Origin of the sequence: Streptococcus sp. 1559, from assembly GCF_013276735.1 — a bacterium.
Classification (GTDB): domain Bacteria; phylum Bacillota; class Bacilli; order Lactobacillales; family Streptococcaceae; genus Streptococcus; species Streptococcus pseudopneumoniae.
In genome coordinates, this window is record NZ_VMLO01000029.1 from 46,144 (window position 1) to 68,766 (window position 22,623).

General features: G+C 36.9%; 17 protein-coding genes. All 17 read left to right on the plus strand.

Features of this window, described 5'->3' with window-relative positions; translation table 11 throughout:
- The first annotated feature begins 43 nt into the window (after positions 1–43).
- Positions 44–6,262 (plus strand): helicase-like domain-containing protein, encoded by a 6,219-nt coding sequence (locus HT688_RS04880; RefSeq protein ID WP_172923604.1) that lies wholly within the window; start codon positions 44–46, stop codon positions 6,260–6,262.
- 74 nt (positions 6,263–6,336) lie between these two features.
- The gene (locus HT688_RS04885; RefSeq protein ID WP_000969637.1) at positions 6,337–6,621 is read left to right on the plus strand and encodes a DUF5962 family protein; all 285 of its coding nucleotides are present in this window, start codon (positions 6,337–6,339) and stop codon (positions 6,619–6,621) included.
- A 13-nt stretch (positions 6,622–6,634) separates the two neighbouring features.
- The gene (locus tag HT688_RS04890; RefSeq protein WP_000998890.1) at positions 6,635–6,931 is read left to right on the plus strand and encodes a DUF5966 family protein; all 297 of its coding nucleotides are present in this window, start codon (positions 6,635–6,637) and stop codon (positions 6,929–6,931) included.
- A 392-nt stretch (positions 6,932–7,323) separates the two neighbouring features.
- Positions 7,324–8,907 carry an ATP-binding cassette domain-containing protein gene (locus HT688_RS04895; RefSeq protein ID WP_001071847.1) on the plus strand — a complete coding sequence of 528 codons (1,584 nt, stop codon included), beginning with the start codon at positions 7,324–7,326 and terminating at the stop codon, positions 8,905–8,907.
- Between the two features lie 261 nt (positions 8,908–9,168).
- A complete protein-coding gene (locus HT688_RS04900; protein WP_172923605.1) occupies positions 9,169–10,290 on the plus strand; it encodes a HesA/MoeB/ThiF family protein in 1,122 nt (373 codons plus the stop codon).
- Positions 10,283–10,789: a M16 family metallopeptidase gene (locus tag HT688_RS04905; RefSeq protein WP_001034978.1), complete on the plus strand. Its 507-nt coding sequence runs from the start codon at positions 10,283–10,285 to the stop codon at positions 10,787–10,789. Before HT688_RS04900 ends, HT688_RS04905 begins: the two co-directional genes overlap by 8 nt.
- A gap of 315 nt (positions 10,790–11,104) precedes the next feature.
- Entirely contained in the window at positions 11,105–11,419 is a 315-nt protein-coding gene (locus HT688_RS04910) for a YdcP family protein (RefSeq protein ID WP_000420682.1), read from the plus strand.
- A 15-nt stretch (positions 11,420–11,434) separates the two neighbouring features.
- A complete protein-coding gene (locus HT688_RS04915) occupies positions 11,435–11,821 on the plus strand; it encodes a YdcP family protein (protein ID WP_000985015.1) in 387 nt (128 codons plus the stop codon).
- 28 nt (positions 11,822–11,849) lie between these two features.
- Entirely contained in the window at positions 11,850–13,235 is a 1,386-nt protein-coding gene (locus HT688_RS04920) for an FtsK/SpoIIIE domain-containing protein (RefSeq protein WP_000813488.1), read from the plus strand.
- A 177-nt stretch (positions 13,236–13,412) separates the two neighbouring features.
- Positions 13,413–14,618: a MobT family relaxase gene (gene mobT / locus HT688_RS04930; protein ID WP_172923606.1), complete on the plus strand. Its 1,206-nt coding sequence runs from the start codon at positions 13,413–13,415 to the stop codon at positions 14,616–14,618.
- Between the two features lie 42 nt (positions 14,619–14,660).
- Positions 14,661–14,882 carry a hypothetical protein gene (locus HT688_RS04935; protein ID WP_001009056.1) on the plus strand — a complete coding sequence of 74 codons (222 nt, stop codon included), beginning with the start codon at positions 14,661–14,663 and terminating at the stop codon, positions 14,880–14,882.
- Positions 14,883–15,000: 118 nt separating this feature from the next.
- The gene (locus tag HT688_RS04940; protein ID WP_002345010.1) at positions 15,001–15,498 is read left to right on the plus strand and encodes an antirestriction protein ArdA; all 498 of its coding nucleotides are present in this window, start codon (positions 15,001–15,003) and stop codon (positions 15,496–15,498) included.
- Between the two features lie 86 nt (positions 15,499–15,584).
- Positions 15,585–15,977: a conjugal transfer protein gene (locus HT688_RS04945; RefSeq protein ID WP_002345009.1), complete on the plus strand. Its 393-nt coding sequence runs from the start codon at positions 15,585–15,587 to the stop codon at positions 15,975–15,977.
- Positions 15,961–18,408 (plus strand): conjugal transfer ATPase TcpF, encoded by a 2,448-nt coding sequence (gene tcpF, locus HT688_RS04950; protein WP_172923607.1) that lies wholly within the window; start codon positions 15,961–15,963, stop codon positions 18,406–18,408. Before HT688_RS04945 ends, tcpF begins: the two co-directional genes overlap by 17 nt.
- Positions 18,409–18,410: 2 nt before the next feature.
- Positions 18,411–20,594 carry a CD3337/EF1877 family mobilome membrane protein gene (locus HT688_RS04955; RefSeq protein ID WP_172923608.1) on the plus strand — a complete coding sequence of 728 codons (2,184 nt, stop codon included), beginning with the start codon at positions 18,411–18,413 and terminating at the stop codon, positions 20,592–20,594.
- Positions 20,591–21,592 carry a bifunctional lytic transglycosylase/C40 family peptidase gene (locus tag HT688_RS04960; RefSeq protein ID WP_000769862.1) on the plus strand — a complete coding sequence of 334 codons (1,002 nt, stop codon included), beginning with the start codon at positions 20,591–20,593 and terminating at the stop codon, positions 21,590–21,592. The genes HT688_RS04955 and HT688_RS04960 overlap by 4 nt, the downstream gene beginning before the upstream one ends.
- Positions 21,589–22,521, plus strand: coding sequence for a conjugal transfer protein (locus HT688_RS04965; protein WP_172923609.1), 933 nt, complete (start codon positions 21,589–21,591; stop codon positions 22,519–22,521). The genes HT688_RS04960 and HT688_RS04965 overlap by 4 nt, the downstream gene beginning before the upstream one ends.
- The last annotated feature ends 102 nt before the right edge of the window (positions 22,522–22,623 follow it).

The following is a 22,623-nucleotide window of genomic DNA, read 5'->3' on the forward strand; positions in this document are numbered from 1 at the left end:
ATCATGTGATTCTCCTATTTTCGTATAGATGAAAGGAGCAAGTATGGAAGTAATGCAATTATTGGCTATGTTTCGTGGAACAATTCCAAAAGATAGGGAGAAAATGACCCTATTTCTTCGTTATCAAGCGCAACATTTTGATGAGAAATGGCAAGACTTGGTAGAGAGTTTTTTGGCTGAAGATGGCAAGATAGAAGAGATACCTCATGTCTATTCGTTTCATCAAGATATTATTTCTTTCCTAGAGGCTAGTTCTGAAAACAATGACCAAGATTTAGAAAGTTACACAAGAAATTTTGGACAAGCAGGTCTAAGTAAATTATCTCAATTAAGTAATTTTGAGAAAAACTTGGTGCTAGAAGTCGCAACCTATAACCTTTCCACTCGATTTTATATCCAATCTGAAAAAGAGAAGCTAACACCATTAAGTGAGCTTGTATTTCATCAGAATCAGGATGTCAATTTAGTCAATGTCTATCGGGTTGCGAATAACCTATCTGACCGCATTAGTAGAGATATAGAGGAATTTCTTCTAATGGTTGACTCAAAAGAGCTTAAAAAAGAAGTTCTTGAGATTCGTTTTGAAGAAAAAGAGGGAGAAGTTCTAGCCTATTTGGGTTCAGAGTTGATGGCTGCTTTAGATACAGTTACAAATCTTGTCCATCATGAAGACAACTACCAACAACTCCCACTGACACAAAAACTAAAGATTATTACTCATTTTGATGAGGTAAAAGCAAGAAGCGAAAAGTCTAAGCAAGTAGAGGAAGCAGTCTTACCTTTAGATAATATTGACCAGGTAGAAGAAAATGTGGAAGTTCATTCCCTATCTAAAGTAGATAAAATTGTAGAAGAAGCTTTGAGGGAATATCCGATTGGTTCACAAGTAAGTTATAAAGGACAAGTATTTCAGTTGGTTTCGATTGAAAATGCACAGTTAAATGGCTTAGTTCGCCTAGAGCTATTCAATGATTCCAATCAATTATTTGAAGAGAATCCTATCTTATACTTGAACAGTTTGGAAGAGATTGAACAAGTATTGTCTCATGTAGAACTTGAAAAAGAAGATTCAGAGATTGAGATGGATTCATCAAGTCAAAGCCAGGAAATAGATTTGTTTTCCTATCTGGAAGAAGATAATGAAAAGGATAAGGAAACAAAACCTTTAATTTCAGGTATAAAAGAGACGGATGTCCCTGTTCAAGATTTTGTTTTTCCAGATGATTTAGAGGACTTTTATCCTAAGACAAATCGAGAAAAAATTGAAACGAATATCGCCGCAATTGAACTTGTTAAAAGATTAGAAAAAGAGGGACGACAAGCGAAGTCAGAAGAACAAGAGCTACTAGCCAAGTATGTCGGCTGGGGTGGTCTTGCCAATGAATTTTTCGATGAACTCAATCCAAAGTATGAAACAGAACGTTTAACTCTTAAGAGCTTAGTAAGTAAATCAGAATACTCCACTATGAAACAAAGTTCTCTCACAGCCTATTATACAGACCCAATGATTATTCGCCAGATTTGGCAAAAGTTACTGGATGATGGTTTTGAGGGAGGAAGGATATTAGATCCTTCTATGGGGACTGGGAATTTCTTTGCGGCTATGCCTAGAAGTATACGAGAGAGGTCAGAACTCTATGGGGTTGAATTAGACAGTGTGACTGGCGCAATCGCAAAACAACTCCATCCAAATGTCCATATTGAAGTGCGAAGATTTGAAGAAGTCCCCTATCAAAATAATAGTTTTGATTTAGTCTTAACGAATGTACCATTTGGAAATTTTCGCATTGCTGATAAAAACTATGATAAACCTTATATGATTCATGACTACTTTGTCAAACACTCGCTTGATTTAGTAAGAGACGGAGGACAAGTGTCGATTATCTCATCTATCGGGACAATGGATAAGAGAACAGATAATGTCTTACAAGAGATTAAAACCAACACTCATTTTTTAGGGGGAGTTCGTTTGCCGGATACGGCTTTTAAAAAGATTGCAGGTACTCGAGTGACCACAGACCTCCTCTTCTTTCAAAAGGTTCAAGCAAAGAATCTTAATGAGGAGGAACTTGTCTTTAGTGGCTCTATTCCCTTTGAGGAAGATAAGCGTGTCTGGATCAATCCTTATTTTGATGGGAAATACAACACACAAGTTTTGGGTGAATATGAAGTACGTAATTTTAATGGAGGAACCCTCAATGTAAAGGGGGAATCAGAAACATTATCTACTGATATAATGAAAGCATTCGAGAATGTGGAAGCACCTAAACAAATTGACAATTCTTTGAAAGCACCTGTTTTTATCCAAGAAGAAGTGGATAATTCGATCCCAAGTCGTATACGTGAGGACTTAGCGCTCTATTCTTTTGGATATGAGGGAAATCAAATTTATTACCGAGATACGCATGGCATTCGGAAAAGTTCAAAAGTAGACGAAATTAGTTATTATGTAGATGAGAAGGGAGATTTTAAAGCTTGGGACAGTTCTTTGTCTGAACATAAAATAGACCGATTCGTGCAACTTCATTTGACAGAAGAGGAAGCACTAGATGTTTACAAGTCAGAAGAAGCGAGTAAAAGAGGGAAATATAAGGGACTGTTCAAAAAAACTGTCTTTTATGAAAGTCCCTTATCGGATAAGGATATTAGTCGCATTAAGGGCATGGTTGATTTGAGAGAGACCTATCAATCCTTAATTGAAATTCAACGTCATCAAGATTATAGTCGGACAGAATTTCAGGTGTTACTTAGTAAACTCAATCATAACTATGACCGCTTTGTAAGTCAATTTGGATACTTGAATGCCTCAGTCAATCGGAACTTATTTGATAGTGACGATAAGTATTCTTTACTAGCAAGTTTAGAAGATGAATACATCGATTCTAAAGACCAGAAAGTAAAATATAAAAAATCTTTAGCCTTTGAGAAAGCATTGGTTAGACCAGAGAGAGAGATTACAAGAGTATCAACGGCTTTAGATGCCTTAAACTCCAGTTTATCGGATGGTAGAGGAGTTGATTTAGACTATATGGTATCAATTTATCCCGAACATAGCCAAGCTGCTATTTTAGATGAGTTAGGTGACCAGGTTTTAATGGATCCAGAAAGTTATTTAAGAGGGGAAAGAAAATATCTTTCTAAGAACCAGTTTTTGTCAGGAGATATTCTCAATAAGATAGAAGTAGTTCAACTATTAGTAGATGAAAACAACCAAGAATTTGACTGGTCTCATGCTTTAGATTTGTTAGAATCTGTTCGCCCTCCACGGATTCATCTGGCAGATATTGAGTTCAAAATAGGGTCACGTTGGATTCCTCAATCCGTTTATGGTAAATTTGCCTTTGAATGTTTTACCAATCGTGAATTTGAATTGTCTTCGCCAGATGTTGAACAAGTCATTGAAGTGAATCCTGTCGATGGCCAGGTTCATTTAAGGACATCATTTGTTTATCGCTATCCAAGTGCCAAAGATAGTAGTCTTGGAGTTAGTGGGTCACGTTATGATACAGGAAGAAAGATTTTTGAGAATTTACTTAATTCGAACCAACCGACGATTACCATGACTGTTACGGAAGGGGAAAAGAAAAAGACTATCACAGATTTGGAAAAAACCTCTGTTCTAAGAGCAAAAGAGCAGCATTTACAAGAGCTCTTTCAAGAATTTGTCTCACGGTATCCAGAAGTCCAACAGGTCATTGAGGAAAGCTATAATCGTCTTTATAATCGAACAGTTAGTCGAGAGTATGATGGTAGCCATCTAGTCATTGATGGCTTGGCACAAAACATCAGTCTTCGTCCTCATCAAGAGAATGCTATTCAAAGAATCGTAGAAGAAAAAAGAGCTTTATTAGCTCATGAGGTAGGTTCAGGAAAGACCTTGACCATGCTTGGTGCTGGGTTTAAATTAAAGGAGTTGGGGATGGTTCATAAGCCCTTGTATGTGGTGCCCTCTAGTTTGTCTGCTCAGTTTGGCCAAGAAATCATGAAATTTTTCCCTACTAAAAAAGTCTTTGTGACCACTAAGAAAGATTTTGTGAAGGCGAGAAGAAAACAATTTGTGTCACGTATCATTACAGGAGATTACGATGCCATTGTCATTGGGGATTCTCAATTTGAAAAAATCCCTGTCAGTAAGGAAAGACAGATGAATTATATCGAGGACAAACTCAATGAACTACGAGAGATTAAAACACATTCTGAAAATAAGTACACCGTTAAAGAAGCAGAGCAATCAATAAGTGGTCTTGAGAGACAATTGGAAGAACTCCAACGCTTTAATCGTGATAGTTTTATTGATTTTGAGAACTTAGGAATTGATTTTCTCTTTGTGGATGAAGCACATCACTTTAAAAATATACGTCCAATTACTGGACTTGGAAATGTAGCAGGGATTACCAATACAACGTCTAAGAAGAATGTGGATATGGAAATGAAGGTTCGACAGATTCAGGAAGAACATGATTTTAAAAACATTGTCTTTGCGACAGGAACACCTGTTTCCAATTCTATTAGTGAGTTATATACTATGATGAACTACATTCAACCAGATATCTTAAAACGCTATCAAGTTGATTATTTTGACTCTTGGGTAGGTGCTTTTGGAGAAATTCAAAACTCTATGGAATTAGCTCCTACAGGGGATAAGTACCAACCTAAGAAACGATTTAAAAAGTTTGTCAATCTACCTGAGTTGATGAAAATCTATAAAGAAACAGCCGACATTCAAACACAAGATATGTTGGATTTACCTGTTCCAGAAGCTCATATTATCCCTATTGAGAGTGAGTTAACTGAAAACCAGAAACTCTATTTAGAAGAATTAGTTATGAGGTCAGATATGGTCAAATGTGGAACAGTTGATCCGAGCCAGGATAACATGTTGAAGATTACGGGTGAGGCGCGGAAACTAGCTATTGATATGCGTTTATTGGACTCTAGTTATAGTCTAGCAGACAATCATAAACTGCTTCAGGTAGTGGATAATGTTGAAAGAATTTATCGTGAGGGAATGGAAAATAAGGCTACTCAGATGATTTTTTCAGATATTGGCACACCTAAGAAAAAAGATAATGGCTTTGATGTTTATTCTGAGATTAAGGCTTTATTAGTTGATAGAGGAATCCCTAGTATGGAAATTGCCTTTGTACATGATGCCAATAGTGATGAAAAGAAGAATAGCTTGTCTCGAAAGGTTAATGCAGGAGAGGTTCGGGTTCTTCTTGCCTCAACTGAAAAAGGAGGAACAGGTTTAAATGTTCAGAGCAAGATGAAAGCAGTTCACCATCTGGATGTACCGTGGAGACCAAGTGACATTCAGCAACGTAATGGACGTATTATCCGACAGGGAAATGAAAACAAGGAAGTGGATATTTACCACTATATTACCAAAGGTTCGTTTGATAATTATCTATGGGCAACTCAGGAGAACAAACTCCGTTATATTAAGCAGATTATGACTTCTAAGGAGCCGATTCGTGCTGCGGAAGATATTGATGAACAGACTATGACAGCTTCTGATTTTAAGGCACTAGCAACAGGTAATCCTTATCTCAAATATAAGATGGAACTAGAGAATGATCTAACTCTATTAGAAAATCAAAGACGCGCCTTTCAACGCAGCAAGGATCACTATCGTCATACAATCTCTTACTGTGAAGAAAATATGCCCATTCTTGAGAAACGATTAAGCAAGTATGAAGGCGACATTCAACAGTCTGAAATGTCGAAAGACCAATCATTTTCTATGACGATAGGTAAACAAGTTTTTGAGCAACGAGCTGAAGCAGGTGAATCCCTACACCGTCTTATCCGTCATAATCAATCTGACAGCAAAGAATTTCGAACCCTAGCAAGTTATCGAGGATTTGACATTAAAATGCTTAGTCTACCAACGAATCAGCCTCTTCCTGAAACCTTCTCTGTTAAGATTGTAGGAGAAAATCAGTATTCTGTCAGTTTGGATTTGTATTCTCCTTTGGGGACAATTCAAAGGCTTCAGCATACGATAGACCACATTAAAGATGACCAAGTGAAAACTCAGAACTTATTGGATGAATTAAAGGATAAATGGACTACTGCTAAGGTAGAAATTGAGAAAAATTTTCTAAAGGAAGAGGATTATCAAACTAAAAAGGCCGAATACGATGTACTCGCGCCATTGATTGAAACAGAAACGGATTTAGATATTATTGATCAGGCCTTACGACAATTCCACGAAAAAGGAAAAGAAAAGCAAGAACAACTTTCTTTTGAATTAGATTAAAAAATAGATATAAATAGCGGACAAGAAAAGAAAAGCGCGGTAGAATAAAGATAGAAAGAAACGAGGTAACGATTATGATGGAAGATACCTATTATCAATTAGAAGAGGCTTTGGTACAGGGATTTCAAACACCTGAAGAATACCAAGCCTACAAGGAGTTAAAGGAACATTATGAGGAAGTGACAGGGGATTACAGTTTTTCTAAACGAGAGCTCACTAGTCAATTGGAAATCGCTCTTCAGAATCATCAAGGTGTGGACTTTGAAGAACATGAAAAAGAAGAGTATTTGGACTTAGTTCAAAAATTAGAAGAGTTTGATTCCTCTCTTGCCACCCATTATCGTCAGTTGATTGATTAGAAAGGAGAAAGTCATGAATGATTTACTCCTTATCCCAGTAATTTTTTTAGCAGTAGGAGGAATTCTCATTCTTTTATGGAGACTCTTTCTTATTGCCAGTGGACTTTTCCTTATTGGTTTTATCAGTTTTCTTATTTTCGTGGAGGTCTATGGAATTTATCTGTTCTTTACTGAACCTAGTTTATATTTTGATGATATCAGACAACATGGTTTAACTAGTTTTACGGCTGTGTACTTTTTCATCAATCTGATGTTGGTTCTAGGATTTAGTTGGCGCTTCATTAACTCCATAAATAAGCATAAAATGTGAACTTTTTAGATAGTTAAAAGACTTTATTCAAAGGTAGGTTTGAATAAAGTTTTTTGTTGATGTGCTTATAATCCAGTCTCAATACCCTGTATTAGAAACAAAAAGAGATGAATTAAAATTAAAGTGTACAGAATGCTTTAGAGTTTCTATTTTTCTTATAATATATAGTAATTTCGGTACAAATTAACTTGTATATTCTATCTGGTTTAGTGTGATATATTCATTGTTAAATAAAAATATGAGTTCTCCTCTTATTTTAAAAAATAATTATTTTATAATTTTTTTTTATATTTAGTGTAAACTATTCATTGCGTCCCCAATACGGGAAGTTTGTTTCTGATTTTCATATTTGGATTATAATATTCTCATCAGAGTTACTTAAGGAGTAAGATATGAACCAGATTATGAAACAATATAAATTACTATATTTCTTGATTATTTTATTAAGTTTGACAAGTGCTCTTTTAATGACATTCTTCTCTCTGCAATTAGGAAGAATACTTGATAGTATATCTAATTCAAATAGTGGATTACTCTTTCATATCACTATTTCTGTAGGTTCGATTTTACTGTGGTTCTTGATTTCTTCTTCCTATTCCTATCTTAAAAACGAATATGTAAAAAAAGTTATTTTAGATCTAAAAAGGCGTCTCTTATTACATTATTTATCGCGTGAATTTAACCAAACTGACAACCGTAACCATTCAGATTTCTTAAATAATATCACCAAAAACAGTGACCTTATTCAAGAAAATTTATTAATCCCTAAAATCTCTCTAATTGCAAATTTAGGGAGCCTTATCATGAGTGTGGTTGCTATTATTTATATAGAATGGCGATTAGCATTAGTCTTCCTTTTATTGTCGAGTATAACGGTTTTCCTATCACAAATTCCTGGAAAGTTAATGACTAAATCAACAAATAATTATTCTCTACAAAATAATCACTATTTGTCAAAAATGACAAACTTTATTAATGGTTTTGAACAAATTAAGTTATTAAATATTCAAAGCTGGACCCAAGAAAAAATTCAGGGAATCAGTTTAGAATTTGAAGAGTCCAGAAAAACATATCAATTCTTAAAAGACTTAGCTTCAACTACTGGGATTTTACTAAGTTTTGGCTCTCAACTATCCTGTATGGTCGCTGGTATCTTTTTTGTAAGAAATAACTTACTGACTATTGGATTACTAGTAGCAAGTATTCAATTATTAAACGGTGTTTTTGCTCCATTACAATCTATTCTTTACAATAAAAATTTAATCAGCAGTAGCAAGTCCATTATTGATAATATCCAGGAAAATCTATATGAGACAAATCAAGGAACTTCCCATAAAACAAGTACAATTGATTGTGATAACATTTCGACCATTTCTATTAGCCAATTACATTATGAAATTGAAAATAAAATATTATTTGATCATTTTTCCTATGAATTTAAAAAAGGCAAGCGCTATGCAATTATAGGTGCTTCAGGAGCTGGGAAAACAACTTTAGTAAAATTAATACTAAATTATTATCCAAAAAATCTTTATGATGGAGAAATAAAAATCAACGGAAAACAGAATATTGATATTTCCTCAGAGGAGTTATATAAAGATATTGCGTTTGTGCAAAAAAATGACTTTCTGATTGAAGGCAATATTCTAGAGAATATCAAATTGGCTAGAAACCTTCATTTAACTGAAAAATTAAGAAAATCCTTAGGTTTTAATGAAGACTTCCTTCGTAAAAACCTAGCTCAATCAAACCAAATCATTTCAGAAGGAGAAAAGCAACGAATTGATTTAGCTAGGTTTTTAGTCAAAACATATTCAGTTTATATATTTGACGAACCTACAAGTAACCTTGATCCAATAAAAGCAAAAGAAATAATGGATTACATTCTATCCATTAAAGATGCAATTGTTATTGTCATTACTCATGATCAAAATCCAGAAATATTGGAAGAGTTTGATCAGATTATTGTTTTATAATAGAAAGGAGGTGATGATCATGATTATGGAAGATTTCAACATTTTGGAGTTAGAATTTGAAGAAATTCGTGAAGAAGATACAACTAATTGGTACTTTATCTAAGATAATTTTAGATTTAGTTAATTTAAACTCTTAAAAAGAGAGTTTAAATTAGTTTGTATTAATAAAAAAGAAGTCAATAATATTAATCGACTTCTCGTGTATAACAGAAGCATGCATGTTCATCTTGCATGCTTTTATCAAATAGTTGAGGATATAAAATGGATAATTATTTCCCAAAATGGAACCAGGATAGAATCGTTTACCAATGGAAGAACGACAGATTAAGAATTGGAGCTGATGATGTTGATGTATTAGAAATTACAGGATACTCAGATTTTTGGTCAGATTTAATTTCTTGTTGCAATGGAATTAATAGCTTTGAAGAAATTAAAGATTTATTAAGAAAAAAATATGATATATCCGAAAATATTATAGAAAAATATATATCTAAATTTTCTGATCGTAATTTATTAGAAATATTAGATAGACCTGTAAATCAAATTGATCACTATTTAATTAATGAATCACTAGAAACTTATTATTCTAGTGAAGGTATTGGTGGGATTAAATTACTTGAAAAATTGAGTAATTTAAAAGTTACCATACTAGGATGTGGAGCCGGTGGTTCTCATATCGCATTACAATTAGCCCAATTAGGGGTAGGGCGACTTCATTTAGTCGATGATGATATTGTTAAAGAAAATAATATAAATAGGCAATCTATGTTTACCTTTAACGATATTGGTAAATATAAAGTTGACTGTGTAAAAGATTGTATTCTAAAACGTAATTATCAGTGTGTAGTCACAAAAAGAAAATTAAAAATGAGCACTGTTGATGCTGTAAAAAAAGAAATTTCTGAAAGTGACTGGGTATTTTGTTGTATGGATGAACCTCCTTATATAGCACAAAGATTAGTAAATAGAGCATGCTATTTATTTAATATCCCTAGTATATACTGTTTTAGCCAACGTAGCGCAGGTAAACTCTTATTTTGTAATCCTAATATTCAAAATATAGGCTGTGTTGATTGTTTACTTTATGAACAAGATAGTGATAACTTTCAAAATTTAGTTAAAAAATTTTCAAACTATGATGGAAAATTAATAACTGCAAATATTTTAACTAATATTCTATTATTGTCATCACGGGTTGTGAAGAAATGGTTAGATTGTGTAACAGAGAAAAATAGTAATGTTTGGAATACTTTATTTAGATTTGATTTTTATAGTTTTAGGGAAGATGAATTCAAGCACTTCTCTAAGCAATCTCATTGTCCTACATGTGGTCATGATTTCGATAAAAGTAAACTCTGGGAGATTCTAAAAATTGATGAATAAGAAAATTATATTTAAAAAAAATCAAGCAAGTAAATTTGCATATTTTTCATTGATGTTTGTTGCAGGTACTAGTATTGAGCAAGTAAATGAATTAGGATTTTCACATCTTATTGAACATTTACTAATACGAGCAGGGAATGAACAATCACTAAATGAATTGTTTGATATGAATGGTGCAGCTATTAAAGGAGAGACATCTAGAGATTATATTAATTTAAGTGGTTACTGTCTAGCTGAAGATTTCAATAAAATTTTTAAAATACTGATAAGTAGGATTTTCAATCTTTCTATTACTGAAGATGAACTATTGAGGGAAAAGAAAATAGTCTTAATTGAATTAAATCAGTATGAAAATAGTAAAAAATCTATTAATGATAATCGAGTAATTTTTAAAAATAGTTCTTGGTCAATAGATATTATTGGTACTAGAGGTAATATTGAGTATGTTAGTTTAGAAACTATATATAAATTTTATATAAAAAATAGCATAAAAATCTAGTTATCCGCATAAAAACTGGACTTATCACACTTTATCAAGGTCAAAACCACTCAATTTACTACTAATTTACTACTTATGAATGAGCTTTGATACGACGATTTATCCTTGAAAAGTGAAGATATAAAGATACTTCCAATAAAATTTGAATATTTAATAGGTAGACACTTCAAAAAATGAGGTGTCTATTTTTTTACCCGATTTTGAAAGGAAGTGAACTTATGAAAACAAAAAATCAAGAATCAAAAGGTCGTTCCCCACTCTTTAAGACCATCAAACATTCATTCAGCCAATAAAAAAGAAAGGATAGGTAAAAATATGGAACTTAAATTTGTGATTCCCAACATGGAAAAAACATTCGGCAATTTAGAATTTGCTGGCGAGGATAAAGTCGTTCAGCGAAGAATCAACGGACGGCTAACTGTCTTATCAAGAAGCTATAATCTCTATTCTGATGTTCAAAGAGCAGATGATATTGTGGTGGTGCTTCCTGCTGAAGCTGGCGAAAAACATTTCGGCTTTGAGGAACGTGTGAAGTTAGTCAATCCACGTATTACCGCAGAGGGCTACAAAATCGGCACTCGTGGTTTTACAAATTACCTTTTACATGCTGACGACATGATAAAAGAATAAAGAAAGAGAGGAAAAATGATGAGATTAGCAAATGGCATTGTATTAGATAAAGACACGACTTTTGGAGAATTGAAATTCTCTGCTCTACGTCGTGAAGTGAGAATCCAAAATGAAGACGGGTCGGTTTCAGATGAAATCAAGGAACGTACCTATGACTTAAAATCCAAAGGACAAGGACGCATGATTCAAGTAAGTATTCCTGCCAGCGTGCCTTTGAAAGAGTTTGATTATAACGCACGGGTGGAACTTATCAATCCCATTGCGGACACCGTTGCTACTGCCACCTATCAAGGAGCAGATGTTGACTGGTATATCAAGGCAGACGATATTGTGCTGACAAAGGATTCTAGTTCATTCAAAGCTCAACCACAAGCAAAGAAAGAACCGACACAAGACAAATAGTCGCTAGGTAGAAAGGAGACTTTTTCGCATGAAACAGCGTGGTAAAAGGATTCGCCCATCTGGTAAAGATTTAGTCTTTCATTTTACGATAGCGTCACTCCTGCCTGTTTTCCTGCTGGTTGTCGGACTGTTTCATGTGAAGACAATCCAGCAGATCAACTGGCAGGATTTTAACCTATCACAAGCAGATAAGATTGACATTCCCTATTTAATTATCAGTTTCAGTGTCGCAATTCTTATCTGCTTGCTGGTAGCGTTTGTATTCAAACGGGTTCGCTATGATACGGTTAAACAACTTTACCACCGTCAAAAACTGGCAAAGATGATACTTGAAAACAAGTGGTATGAATCTGAACAGGTCAAAACAGAGGGTTTCTTTAAAGATAGTGCTGGTCGTACAAAGGAAAAGATAACCTACTTCCCTAAAATGTATTATCGACTTAAAAATGGCTTGATACAGATACGGGTGGAAATCACGCTGGGAAAATATCAAGACCAACTCTTACACTTGGAAAAGAAATTAGAGAGTGGCTTGTACTGTGAGCTGACGGATAAAGAGTTAAAGGATTCCTATGTGGAATATACTTTGCTCTATGACACCATAGCCAGTCGTATTTCTATTGATGAAGTAGAAGCTAAAGATGGTAAACTTCGCTTAATGAAAAACGTATGGTGGGAATATGATAAGCTCCCTCATATGTTGATTGCTGGTGGTACAGGTGGCGGTAAAACTTACTTTATACTGACACTGATTGAAGCCTTGCTTCATACAGATTCAAAACTGTATATTCTTGACCCGAAAAATGCTGATCTTGCGGACTTAGGTTCTGTGATGGCAAATGTCTACTATAGAAAAGAAGACTTGCTTTCTTGCATTGAAACATTCTATGAAGAAATGATGAAACGTAGTGAGGAAATGAAGCAGATGAAGAACTATAAGACTGGCAAAAATTATGCTTACTTAGGTCTCCCGGCACACTTCTTAATCTTTGATGAATACGTCGCTTTCATGGAAATGCTGGGAACAAAAGAAAACACCGCAGTTATGAATAAGCTGAAACAGATTGTCATGTTAGGTCGTCAAGCTGGCTTCTTTCTAATACTGGCTTGTCAACGTCCAGACGCAAAATATTTAGGCGACGGAATCCGTGATCAGTTTAATTTCAGAGTGGCTTTAGGTCGTATGTCTGAAATGGGCTATGGCATGATGTTTGGCAGTGACGTACAAAAGGATTTCTTCTTAAAGCGAATCAAAGGTCGTGGCTATGTTGATGTAGGAACAAGTGTCATATCAGAGTTTTATACTCCCCTTGTACCAAAAGGATATGATTTCTTGGAGGAAATTAAAAAGTTATCCAACAGCAGACAGTCCACGCAGGCGACGTGCGAAGCGGAAGTCGCAGGTGTGGACTGATCTTGCTGGCTGGTGTGGCAATAGCCACGCCAGCACTTAACCCCCCGTATCTAACAGGGGGGTACAAATCGACAGGAAACAGTCAAAAAAACATTAGAAAATCCTTTGGTTACAAGGGATTTACAAAATTTCAGCGTATGTCAAATGGGCTTTAAAAGTTGACATACGCCTTTTTGATTGGAGGGATTTTTACTGAATGAACAAACTTGGTTACAGCATTTAAAAGAAAAACGCTTGGCTTATGGACTATCTCAAAACCGTTTAGCTGTTGCGACTGGTATTACAAGGCAGTATCTAAGCGATATTGAAACAGGAAAAGTCAAGCCATCAGAGGATTTACAGCAGTCCCTTTGGGAAGCTCTGGAACGCTTCAATCCCGACGCTCCCCTTGAAATGCTGTTTGATTATGTAAGAATTCGCTTTCCCACAACGGACGTACAGCATGTGGTCGAAAACATCTTACAACTGAAACTGTCCTATTTTCTTCATGAGGACTATGGTTTCTATTCTTATTCAGAGCATTATGCTTTAGGCGATATATTCGTTCTCTGCTCCCACGAACTGGACAAAGGAGTTCTGGTGGAATTGAAAGGTCGTGGGTGTCGGCAATTTGAAAGCTATCTTCTGGCTCAACAAAGAAGCTGGTATGAGTTCTTTATGGACGCTTTGGTGGCTGGCGGTGTGATGAAACGCCTTGACCTTGCCATTAACGATAAGACAGGGATTTTGAATATCCCTGTACTCACTGAAAAATGCAGACAGGAAGAATGTATCTCCGTCTTCCGCAGTTTCAAAAGCTATCGCAGTGGCGAACTGGTACGCAAAGATGAAAAGGAATGTATGGGAAATACCCTCTATATCGGTTCATTACAGAGTGAAGTTTATTTCTGTATCTATGAAAAGGACTATGAACAGTACAAGAAAAATGATATTCCCATTGAAGACGCAGAAGTAAAAAACCGTTTTGAGATTCGGCTGAAAAATGAGCGTGCCTATTATGCAGTCCGTGATTTACTCGTCTATGACAATCCAGAAAAGACTGCTTTTAAAATTATCAATCGGTATATCCGTTTTGTAGATAAAGACGATTCCAAACCTCGTTCTGATTGGAAGCTGAATGAAGAATGGGCTTGGTTTATTGGGAACAACCGTGAACGATTAAAACTAACCACAAAACCAGAGCCTTACTCTTTCCAGCGGACGCTGAACTGGCTTTCCCATCAAGTCGCACCCACTTTAAAGGTTGCGATTAAACTTGATGAAATCAACCAGACGCAGGTTGTGAAAGACATTCTCGACCATGCGAAACTGACAGACCGGCATGAGCAGATTTTGAAGCAACAGTCGGCAAAAGATAAGGACGTGATAACGACAAAGAAATAACCTAAACACAAATTCATTGAATATAGAGAGGAGAACATTTTTATGAATTTTGGACAAAACCTTTATAACTGGTTTCTATCAAACGCTCAATCACTGGTACTTTTAGCAATCGTTGTGATTGGCTTGTATCTTGGCTTCAAGCGTGAGTTCAGTAAACTCATTGGCTTTCTCATTATTGCGATTATTGCGGTAGGCTTAGTCTTCAACGCTGCTGGAGTAAAAGACATTTTACTAGAGCTATTCAATCGCATTATTGGTGCTTAAATTAAACCGTTATTTTGTGGAATATAAGTGGTTTTCTTATGTTCCGCAAAAGAATGGTACACCAAACGAAGTGCGGTAGGGATTTTTGAATCTCTATAAAGAAAGGACGTGTGAATACATGGACGATATGCAAGTCTACATTGCCAATTTAGGCAAATACAATGAGGGCGAATTAGTTGGTGCATGGTTTACCTTTCCCATTGATTTTGAGGAAGTCAAAGAGAAAATCGGCTTGAATGATGAATATGAGGAATACGCCATTCATGATTACGAGTTACCCTTTACGGTTGACGAATACACTTCTATTAGCGAACTCAATCGCCTATGGGAAATGGTATCGGAGTTGCCAGAAGAACTACAATCGGAGCTATCTGCTCTGCTCACTCATTTTTCAAGTATTGAAGAATTAAGCGAACATCAAGAAGATATTATCATTCATTCCGATTGTGATGATATGTCTGACGTGGCACGCTACTACATTGAAGAAACGGGTGCTTTAGGCGAAGTGCCAGCCAGTCTTCAAAACTATATTGATTATGAATCCTATGGTCGGGATTTAGACCTTTCGGGAACGTTTATCTCAACCAATCACGGGATTTTTGAAATCGTCTATTAAATCTGTCGGTACATTCTTACTGGCAGATTTTCTTGTTTACGGGGTAGTCAAAAGACTATCCCCATTTTTATGAAAGGATTGATTACATGAAGAAAATACGAAGCTATACCAGTATCTGGTCTGTTGAGAAAGTGTTGTACTCCATCAATGACTTTAGACTTCCGTTTCCCATAACCTTTACGCAAATGACATGGTTTGTCGTGTCACTCTTTGCAGTTATGATACTTGGCAACTTGCCCCCTCTTTCTATGATAGAGGGAGCATTTCTCAAATACTTTGGGATTCCTGTGGCTTTCACATGGTTTATGTCTACAAAAACCTTTGATGGTAAAAAGCCTTATGGATTTTTGAAGTCTGTCATTGCTTATGCACTGCGACGAAAACTGACCTATGCAGGAAAAAAAGTAACGCTTGGCAGAAACCAGCCACAAGAAGCCATTACAGCAGTTAGGAGTGAATTTTATGGCATATCCAATTAAATATATTGAAAACAATCTGGTCTGGAATAAAGATGGGGAATGTTACGCTTACTATGAGCTTGTTCCCTACAATTACTCATTTCTAAGTCCGGAACAGAAAATACAAGTACATGATTCTTTCAGACAGCTTATCGCACAAAATCGTGATGGCAAGATTCATGCTTTACAAATCAGTACAGAATCCAGCATACTTTCTGCACAAGAACGTTCCAAAAATGAAGTCACTGGAAAGCTCAAAACGGTTGCCTATGACAAAATCGACCAACAGACAGACGCTTTAATATCCATGATTGGCGAAAATCAAGTGGACTACCGTTTCTTTATCGGTTTTAAGTTGCTTCTCAACGATCAGGAGTTTTCTATGAAAAGTCTTACCGTTGAAGCAAAAAATGCTTTTACTGATTTTGTCTATGATGTGAACCATAAGCTGATGGGCGATTTTGTTAGTATGAGTAATGATGAAATCCTGCGTTTTCAGAAGATGGAAAAGCTTTTAGAAAATAAAATCTCCCGTCGTTTCAAAATCCGAAGATTAGATAAGGACGACTTCGGCTATCTGATTGAACACCTTTACGGACAGACAGGCACTGCCTATGAAGAGTATGAGTATCCTCTATCAAAGAAAAAGCTGGAACATGAAACACTGATTAAAACCTATGACCTCATTAAGCCTACTCGCTGTCTGGTGGAAGAAAAACAGCGATATTTGAAAATCCAGCAGGAAGACGAAACCGCCTATGTAGCTTACTTTACCATCAACAGTATTGTCGGCGAACTGGACTTCCCGTCCTCTGAAATCTTCTACTACCAGCAACAGCAATTTACCTTTCCGATTGATACGTCAATGAATGTGGAAATTGTAGCGAATCGTAAAGCCCTATCTACTGTCCGCAATAAAAAGAAAGAACTGAAAGACTTGGATAACCACGCATGGCAAAGTGATAATGAAACCAGCTCTAATGTGGCGGAAGCTCTGGAAAGTGTGAACGAGCTGGAAACCAATTTAGACCAAAGCAAGGAATCTATGTATAAGCTGTCCTATGTTGTAAGGGTATCAGCAAATGACCTTGACGAACTTAAACGTCGTTGTAATGAAGTGAAAGATTTCTATGATGATTTGAGCGTGAAACTGGTACGACCTTTTGGGGATATGCTGGGCTTACATGAAGAATTTTTACCTGCCAGCAAAAGATATATGAATGACTATATTCAATACGTGACCTCTGATTTCCTCGCTGGTTTAGGTTTTGGTGCTACTCAAATGCTGGGTGAAAATGAGGGGATTTATGTTGGCTACAGCTTAGATACTGGACGCAATGTCTATCTGAAACCTGCTCTTGCCAGTCAAGGGGTTAAGGGTTCAGTAACCAATGCGTTAGCGTCTGCCTTTGTCGGTTCGCTGGGTGGTGGTAAATCCTTTGCGAATAACCTTATCGTCTATTATGCAGTGCTTTATGGGGCACAAGCAGTGATTGTAGACCCAAAAGCAGAACGTGGCAGATGGAAAGAAACCTTGCCAGAGATTTCCCATGAAATCAATATCGTCAATCTGACTTCTGATGAGAAAAACAAAGGCTTACTTGACCCTTATGTAATTATGAAAAATACCAAAGATTCTGAATCACTGGCTATTGATATTTTGACATTCCTTACGGGGATTTCCTCTCGTGATGGGGAACGCTTCCCAATCCTTAGAAAAGCCATTCGTGCAGTAACCAATAGTGAAGTGCGAGGGTTGATGAAAGTGATTGAAGAATTACGGGTTGAGAATACGCCACTAAGTACCAGCATAGCCGACCATATCGAAAGTTTTACAGACTATGACTTTGCCCATCTGCTTTTTAGTGATGGTTATGTAGAGCAGTCTATCAGCCTTGAAAAACAACTGAACATTATACAGGTTGCCGACTTGGTACTTCCTGACAAGGAAACTTCCTTTGAGGAATATACCACAATGGAGTTACTATCGGTAGCAATGCTGATTGTCATTAGTACCTTTGCGTTGGACTTTATCCATACAGACCGAAGTATTTTCAAGATTGTAGACTTAGACGAAGCATGGAGCTTCTTACAGGTGGCACAAGGGGAAACACTATCTATGAAGCTGGTTCGTGCTGGTCGTGCTATGAACGCTGGGGTATATTTCGTGACCCAAAATACAGATGACCTCTTAGATGAAAAACTGAAAAATAACCTCGGCTTAAAATTTGCCTTTCGTTCCACTGACCTTAACGAGATTAAAAAAACCCTTGCCTTTTTTGGTGTAGACCCAGAGGACGAAAACAATCAGAAGCGATTGCGTGATTTGGAAAACGGGCAATGCCTTATCAGTGATTTATATGGTCGTGTCGGTGTGATACAGTTCCACCCTGTATTTGAAGAACTGCTCCATGCCTTTGATACCAGACCACCTGTGCGAAAAGAGGTGTAAATGTGAAACCATCAATATTAAACAGAATAAAATCAAACTGGACGCTGAAACGTCTAGGTAAAGTGGCAATGACAGTGGCTTTCACACTTGTGATTGCCATTTTTCTTTTAGCCATGCTGGGAACGGTGGTTCAAGCTGCGGGCTTGGTAGATGATACGGTCAATGTGGCAAATGAATACAGCCGATACCCACTTGAAAACTATCAACTGGATTTTTATGTGGATAATAGCTGGGGCTGGCTACCGTGGAACTGGTCGGACGGAATTGGAAAACAAGTCATGTATGGACTATATGCCATTACCAATTTTATTTGGACAATCAGTCTTTATGTTTCCAATGCGACGGGTTACTTAGTACAGGAAGCCTATTCCTTAGACTTCATTTCCGCTACAGCAGATTCCATTGGCAAGAATATGCAGACCCTTGCAGGGGTTACGCCTAGTGGACTATCAACAGAGGGTTTCTATGTTGGATTCCTTTTACTCTTGATTTTGGTTCTTGGGGTTTATGTTGCCTATACAGGACTGATAAAGAGAGAAACCACAAAGGCAATTCATGCCCTCATGAATTTTGTGCTGGTTTTTATCCTATCGGCTTCCTTTATTGCCTATGCTCCCGATTATATTAAGAAAATCAATGACTTTTCATCAGACATCAGCAACGCTAGTTTGTCACTGGGTACAAAAATTGTCATGCCCCATTCAGATAGTCAAGGCAAGGACAGTGTGGACTTGATACGTGACAGCCTATTTTCCATACAGGTTCAGCAACCGTGGCTACTGCTTCAATATAACAGTTCAGACATTGAAAGTATTGGTATTGACCGTGTGGAAAGCCTGCTCTCAACCAGTCCAGATTCCAACAATGGGGAAGACAGAGAAAAAATTGTTGCGGAAGAAATTGAAGATAGAAGCAATACCAATATGACGATTACAAAGACGATTAACCGTTTAGGTACAGTCTTCTTCCTATTTGTCTTCAATATTGGGATTTCCATATTTGTATTCCTATTAACAGGAATCATGATTTTCTCGCAGGTACTTTTTATCATCTATGCTATGTTTCTGCCTGTGAGCTTTATTTTAAGCATGATTCCATCATTTGATGGTATGTCAAAACGAGCCATAACAAAGCTCTTTAATACCATTTTGACACGAGCTGGAATCACATTGATTATTACGACAGCATTTAGTATTTCAACCATGCTCTATACCTTATCGGCTGGTTATCCGTTCTTTTTGATTGCTTTTCTACAGATTGTGACCTTTGCAGGAATCTACTTTAAGCTGGGCGATTTAATGAGTATGTTTTCTCTACAGAGTAACGATTCTCAAAGTGTGGGAAGTCGTATGATGAGAAAACCTCGTATGCTTATGCACGCTCACATGCACCGTCTACAGCGGAAACTTGGACGCTCCGTGACTGCTTTAGGGGCTGGGTCTGCCATTGCCAGTGCTACGGGTAAAAAAGGACAGTCGGGTTCGGGAAGTTCTGCGAGTACACAAGCAGATCACTCTCGACCAAACGGGCAGGAAAAATCAACACTAGGAAAGCGTATCGGTCAAACCATCGGTACAGTAGCTGATACCAAAGACAGAATGGTAGATACTGCTGGTAATTTGAAAGAACAGGTTAAGGATTTGCCGACCAATGCAAGATATGCAGTATATCAAGGAAAATCTAAAGTGACGGATAATGTCCATGATTTAACCAGAAGTATTTCTCAAACCAAAGCGGATAAAGCCAGTGGACGCAAGAAACAGCAGGAACAAAGACGGAAAACCATTGCGGAGCGTCGCTCTGAAATGGAACAGGTCAAACAGAAAAAACAGCCAGCTTCTTCCGTTCATGAAAGACCAGCCACTAAGCAAGAACAATCTCATGATGGACAGACTTCAAGGCAAACAACTGTACAGGCTTCCTATAGGGAATCTCAACAAGCCAAACAAGAGCGTCCAACAGTTAAGTCCGATTCTTCAAGTTTAAAAACGGAACGTCAAAGTAATACAGTTCAAGAAAGAACGGTTCAAAAGCCAGTAACTTCAACTGCACCAACAGATAGAGCTTCACAACGTTCAATCACAAAAGAACGTCCGTCTACTGTTCAAAGAGTACCACTACAAAATACAAAAAGTAGACCACCAATCAAAACCGCCACCATTAAGAAAGGCAGTAAGAAACCATGAAGCTGAAAACTTTAGTGATTGGTGGTTCGGGATTATTCTTGATGGTCTTCTCACTGCTTCTGTTTGTCGCCATTTTATTTTCAGATGAACAAGATGGCGGTTTTTCCAACATTCACTATGGCGGTGTGGATGTTTCCGCAGAAGTGCTGGCTCATAAGCCTATGGTAGAAAAAGTTGCCAAAGAATATGGAATTGAAGAATACGTCAATATACTTCTTGCGATTATACAGGTGGAATCGGGTGGTACAGCAGAAGATGTTATGCAGTCCTCGGAATCCCTCGGTCTTCCACCTAATTCATTGAGTACAGAAGAATCCATTAAGCAAGGTGTGAAGTATTTCAGTGAATTATTAGCCAGTAGCGAAAGGCTCAGTGTAGATTTAGAATCGGTTATCCAGTCCTACAATTATGGTGGTGGTTTCTTAGGGTATGTGGCTAATCGTGGAAATAAATATACCTTTGAACTGGCTCAAAGTTTCTCAAAAGAGTATTCAGGTGGCGAAAAAGTGTCTTACCCCAATCCCATAGCCATACCTATCAATGGGGGCTGGCGATACAACTATGGCAATATGTTTTATGTGCAACTGGTAACGCAGTATCTTGTCACAACAGAGTTTGATGATGATACGGTACAAGCCATCATGGACGAAGCACTGAAATATGAGGGCTGGCGATACGTTTACGGTGGAGCTTCCCCGACTACTTCTTTTGATTGTAGCGGACTGACACAATGGACGTATGGAAAAGCTGGAATTAACTTACCACGAACCGCACAACAGCAATATGATGTGACCCAGCATATCCCACTATCGGAAGCACAAGCTGGCGATTTGGTTTTCTTTCATTCTACCTATAACGCTGGCTCTTATATTACTCATGTTGGGATATACCTTGGCAATAACCGTATGTTTCATGCAGGCGACCCAATCGGTTATGCCGACTTAACAAGCCCCTACTGGCAACAGCATTTAGTGGGAGCAGGACGAATCAAACAATGAGAAAGGAAGATTTAATGATGAAATTTAGAAAAAATCAGAATAAAGAAAAACAGATACCAAAGGAAAAGAAACCTCGTGTCTATAAGGTCAATCCTCATAAAAAGGTTGTGATTGCCTTGTGGGTACTTTTAGGGCTTAGTTTCAGCTTTGCGATATTCAAGCACTTTACAGCTATAGATACTCATACTATTCACGAAACAACTATCATAGAAAAGGAATACGTTGATACTCATCATGTAGAAAATTTTGTAGAGAACTTTGCGAAAGTCTACTATTCATGGGAGCAATCCGATAAGTCCATTGATAATCGCATAGAAAACCTGAAAGCATATCTGACAGAGGAACTTCAAGCTCTGAATGTCGATACAGTTCGTAAAGATATTCCTGTATCGTCTTCTGTAAGAGGATTTCAGATATGGACGGTAGAGCCAACTGGCGACAATGAGTTTAATGTAACCTACAGTGTAGACCAGCTCATTACAGAGGGAGAAAATACAAAGACCGTCCACTCTGCTTATATAGTGAGTGTCTATGTAGATGGTTCTGGAAATATGGTACTGGTTAAGAATCCGACCATTACCAACATACCTAAGAAATCAAGTTATAAACCAAAAGCCATTGAAAGTGAGGGGACGGTTGATTCCATTACAACCAATGAAATCAATGAGTTTTTAACGACGTTCTTCAAGCTCTATCCTACAGCGACAGCCAGTGAACTTTCCTACTATGTGAATGACGGGATATTAAAACCAATCGGAAAAGAGTACATCTTTCAAGAACTGGTAAATCCTATTCACAATCGTAAGGATAATCAAGTCACGGTATCGCTGACAGTGGAGTATATCGACCAGCAGACCAAAGCAACGCAGGTATCTCAATTTGATTTGGTACTTGAAAAGAACGGGAGTAATTGGAAGATTATAGAATAACAAATATTGGTACATTATTACAGCTATTTTGTAATCACGTACTCTCTTTGATAAAAAATTGGAGATTCCTTTACAAATATGCTCTTACGTGCTATAATTTAA

What these genes read in the sequence shown, in the direction of transcription:
- HT688_RS04880 (WP_172923604.1), top strand. Translation starts at nt 44, where the DNA reads ATGGAAGTAATGCAATTATTGGCTATGTTTCGTGGAACAATTCCAAAA.
- HT688_RS04940 (WP_002345010.1), top strand. Translation starts at nt 15,001, where the DNA reads ATGGACGATATGCAAGTCTACATTGCCAATTTAGGCAAATACAATGAG.
- HT688_RS04965 (WP_172923609.1), top strand. Translation starts at nt 21,589, where the DNA reads ATGAGAAAGGAAGATTTAATGATGAAATTTAGAAAAAATCAGAATAAA.
- HT688_RS04960 (WP_000769862.1), top strand. Translation starts at nt 20,591, where the DNA reads ATGAAGCTGAAAACTTTAGTGATTGGTGGTTCGGGATTATTCTTGATG.
- HT688_RS04905 (WP_001034978.1), top strand. Translation starts at nt 10,283, where the DNA reads ATGAATAAGAAAATTATATTTAAAAAAAATCAAGCAAGTAAATTTGCA.
- HT688_RS04915 (WP_000985015.1), top strand. Translation starts at nt 11,435, where the DNA reads ATGATGAGATTAGCAAATGGCATTGTATTAGATAAAGACACGACTTTT.
- tcpF (WP_172923607.1), top strand. Translation starts at nt 15,961, where the DNA reads ATGGCATATCCAATTAAATATATTGAAAACAATCTGGTCTGGAATAAA.
- HT688_RS04890 (WP_000998890.1), top strand. Translation starts at nt 6,635, where the DNA reads ATGAATGATTTACTCCTTATCCCAGTAATTTTTTTAGCAGTAGGAGGA.
- HT688_RS04900 (WP_172923605.1), top strand. Translation starts at nt 9,169, where the DNA reads ATGGATAATTATTTCCCAAAATGGAACCAGGATAGAATCGTTTACCAA.
- HT688_RS04945 (WP_002345009.1), top strand. Translation starts at nt 15,585, where the DNA reads ATGAAGAAAATACGAAGCTATACCAGTATCTGGTCTGTTGAGAAAGTG.
- HT688_RS04920 (WP_000813488.1), top strand. Translation starts at nt 11,850, where the DNA reads ATGAAACAGCGTGGTAAAAGGATTCGCCCATCTGGTAAAGATTTAGTC.
- HT688_RS04910 (WP_000420682.1), top strand. Translation starts at nt 11,105, where the DNA reads ATGGAACTTAAATTTGTGATTCCCAACATGGAAAAAACATTCGGCAAT.
- HT688_RS04895 (WP_001071847.1), top strand. Translation starts at nt 7,324, where the DNA reads ATGAACCAGATTATGAAACAATATAAATTACTATATTTCTTGATTATT.
- HT688_RS04935 (WP_001009056.1), top strand. Translation starts at nt 14,661, where the DNA reads ATGAATTTTGGACAAAACCTTTATAACTGGTTTCTATCAAACGCTCAA.
- HT688_RS04885 (WP_000969637.1), top strand. Translation starts at nt 6,337, where the DNA reads ATGATGGAAGATACCTATTATCAATTAGAAGAGGCTTTGGTACAGGGA.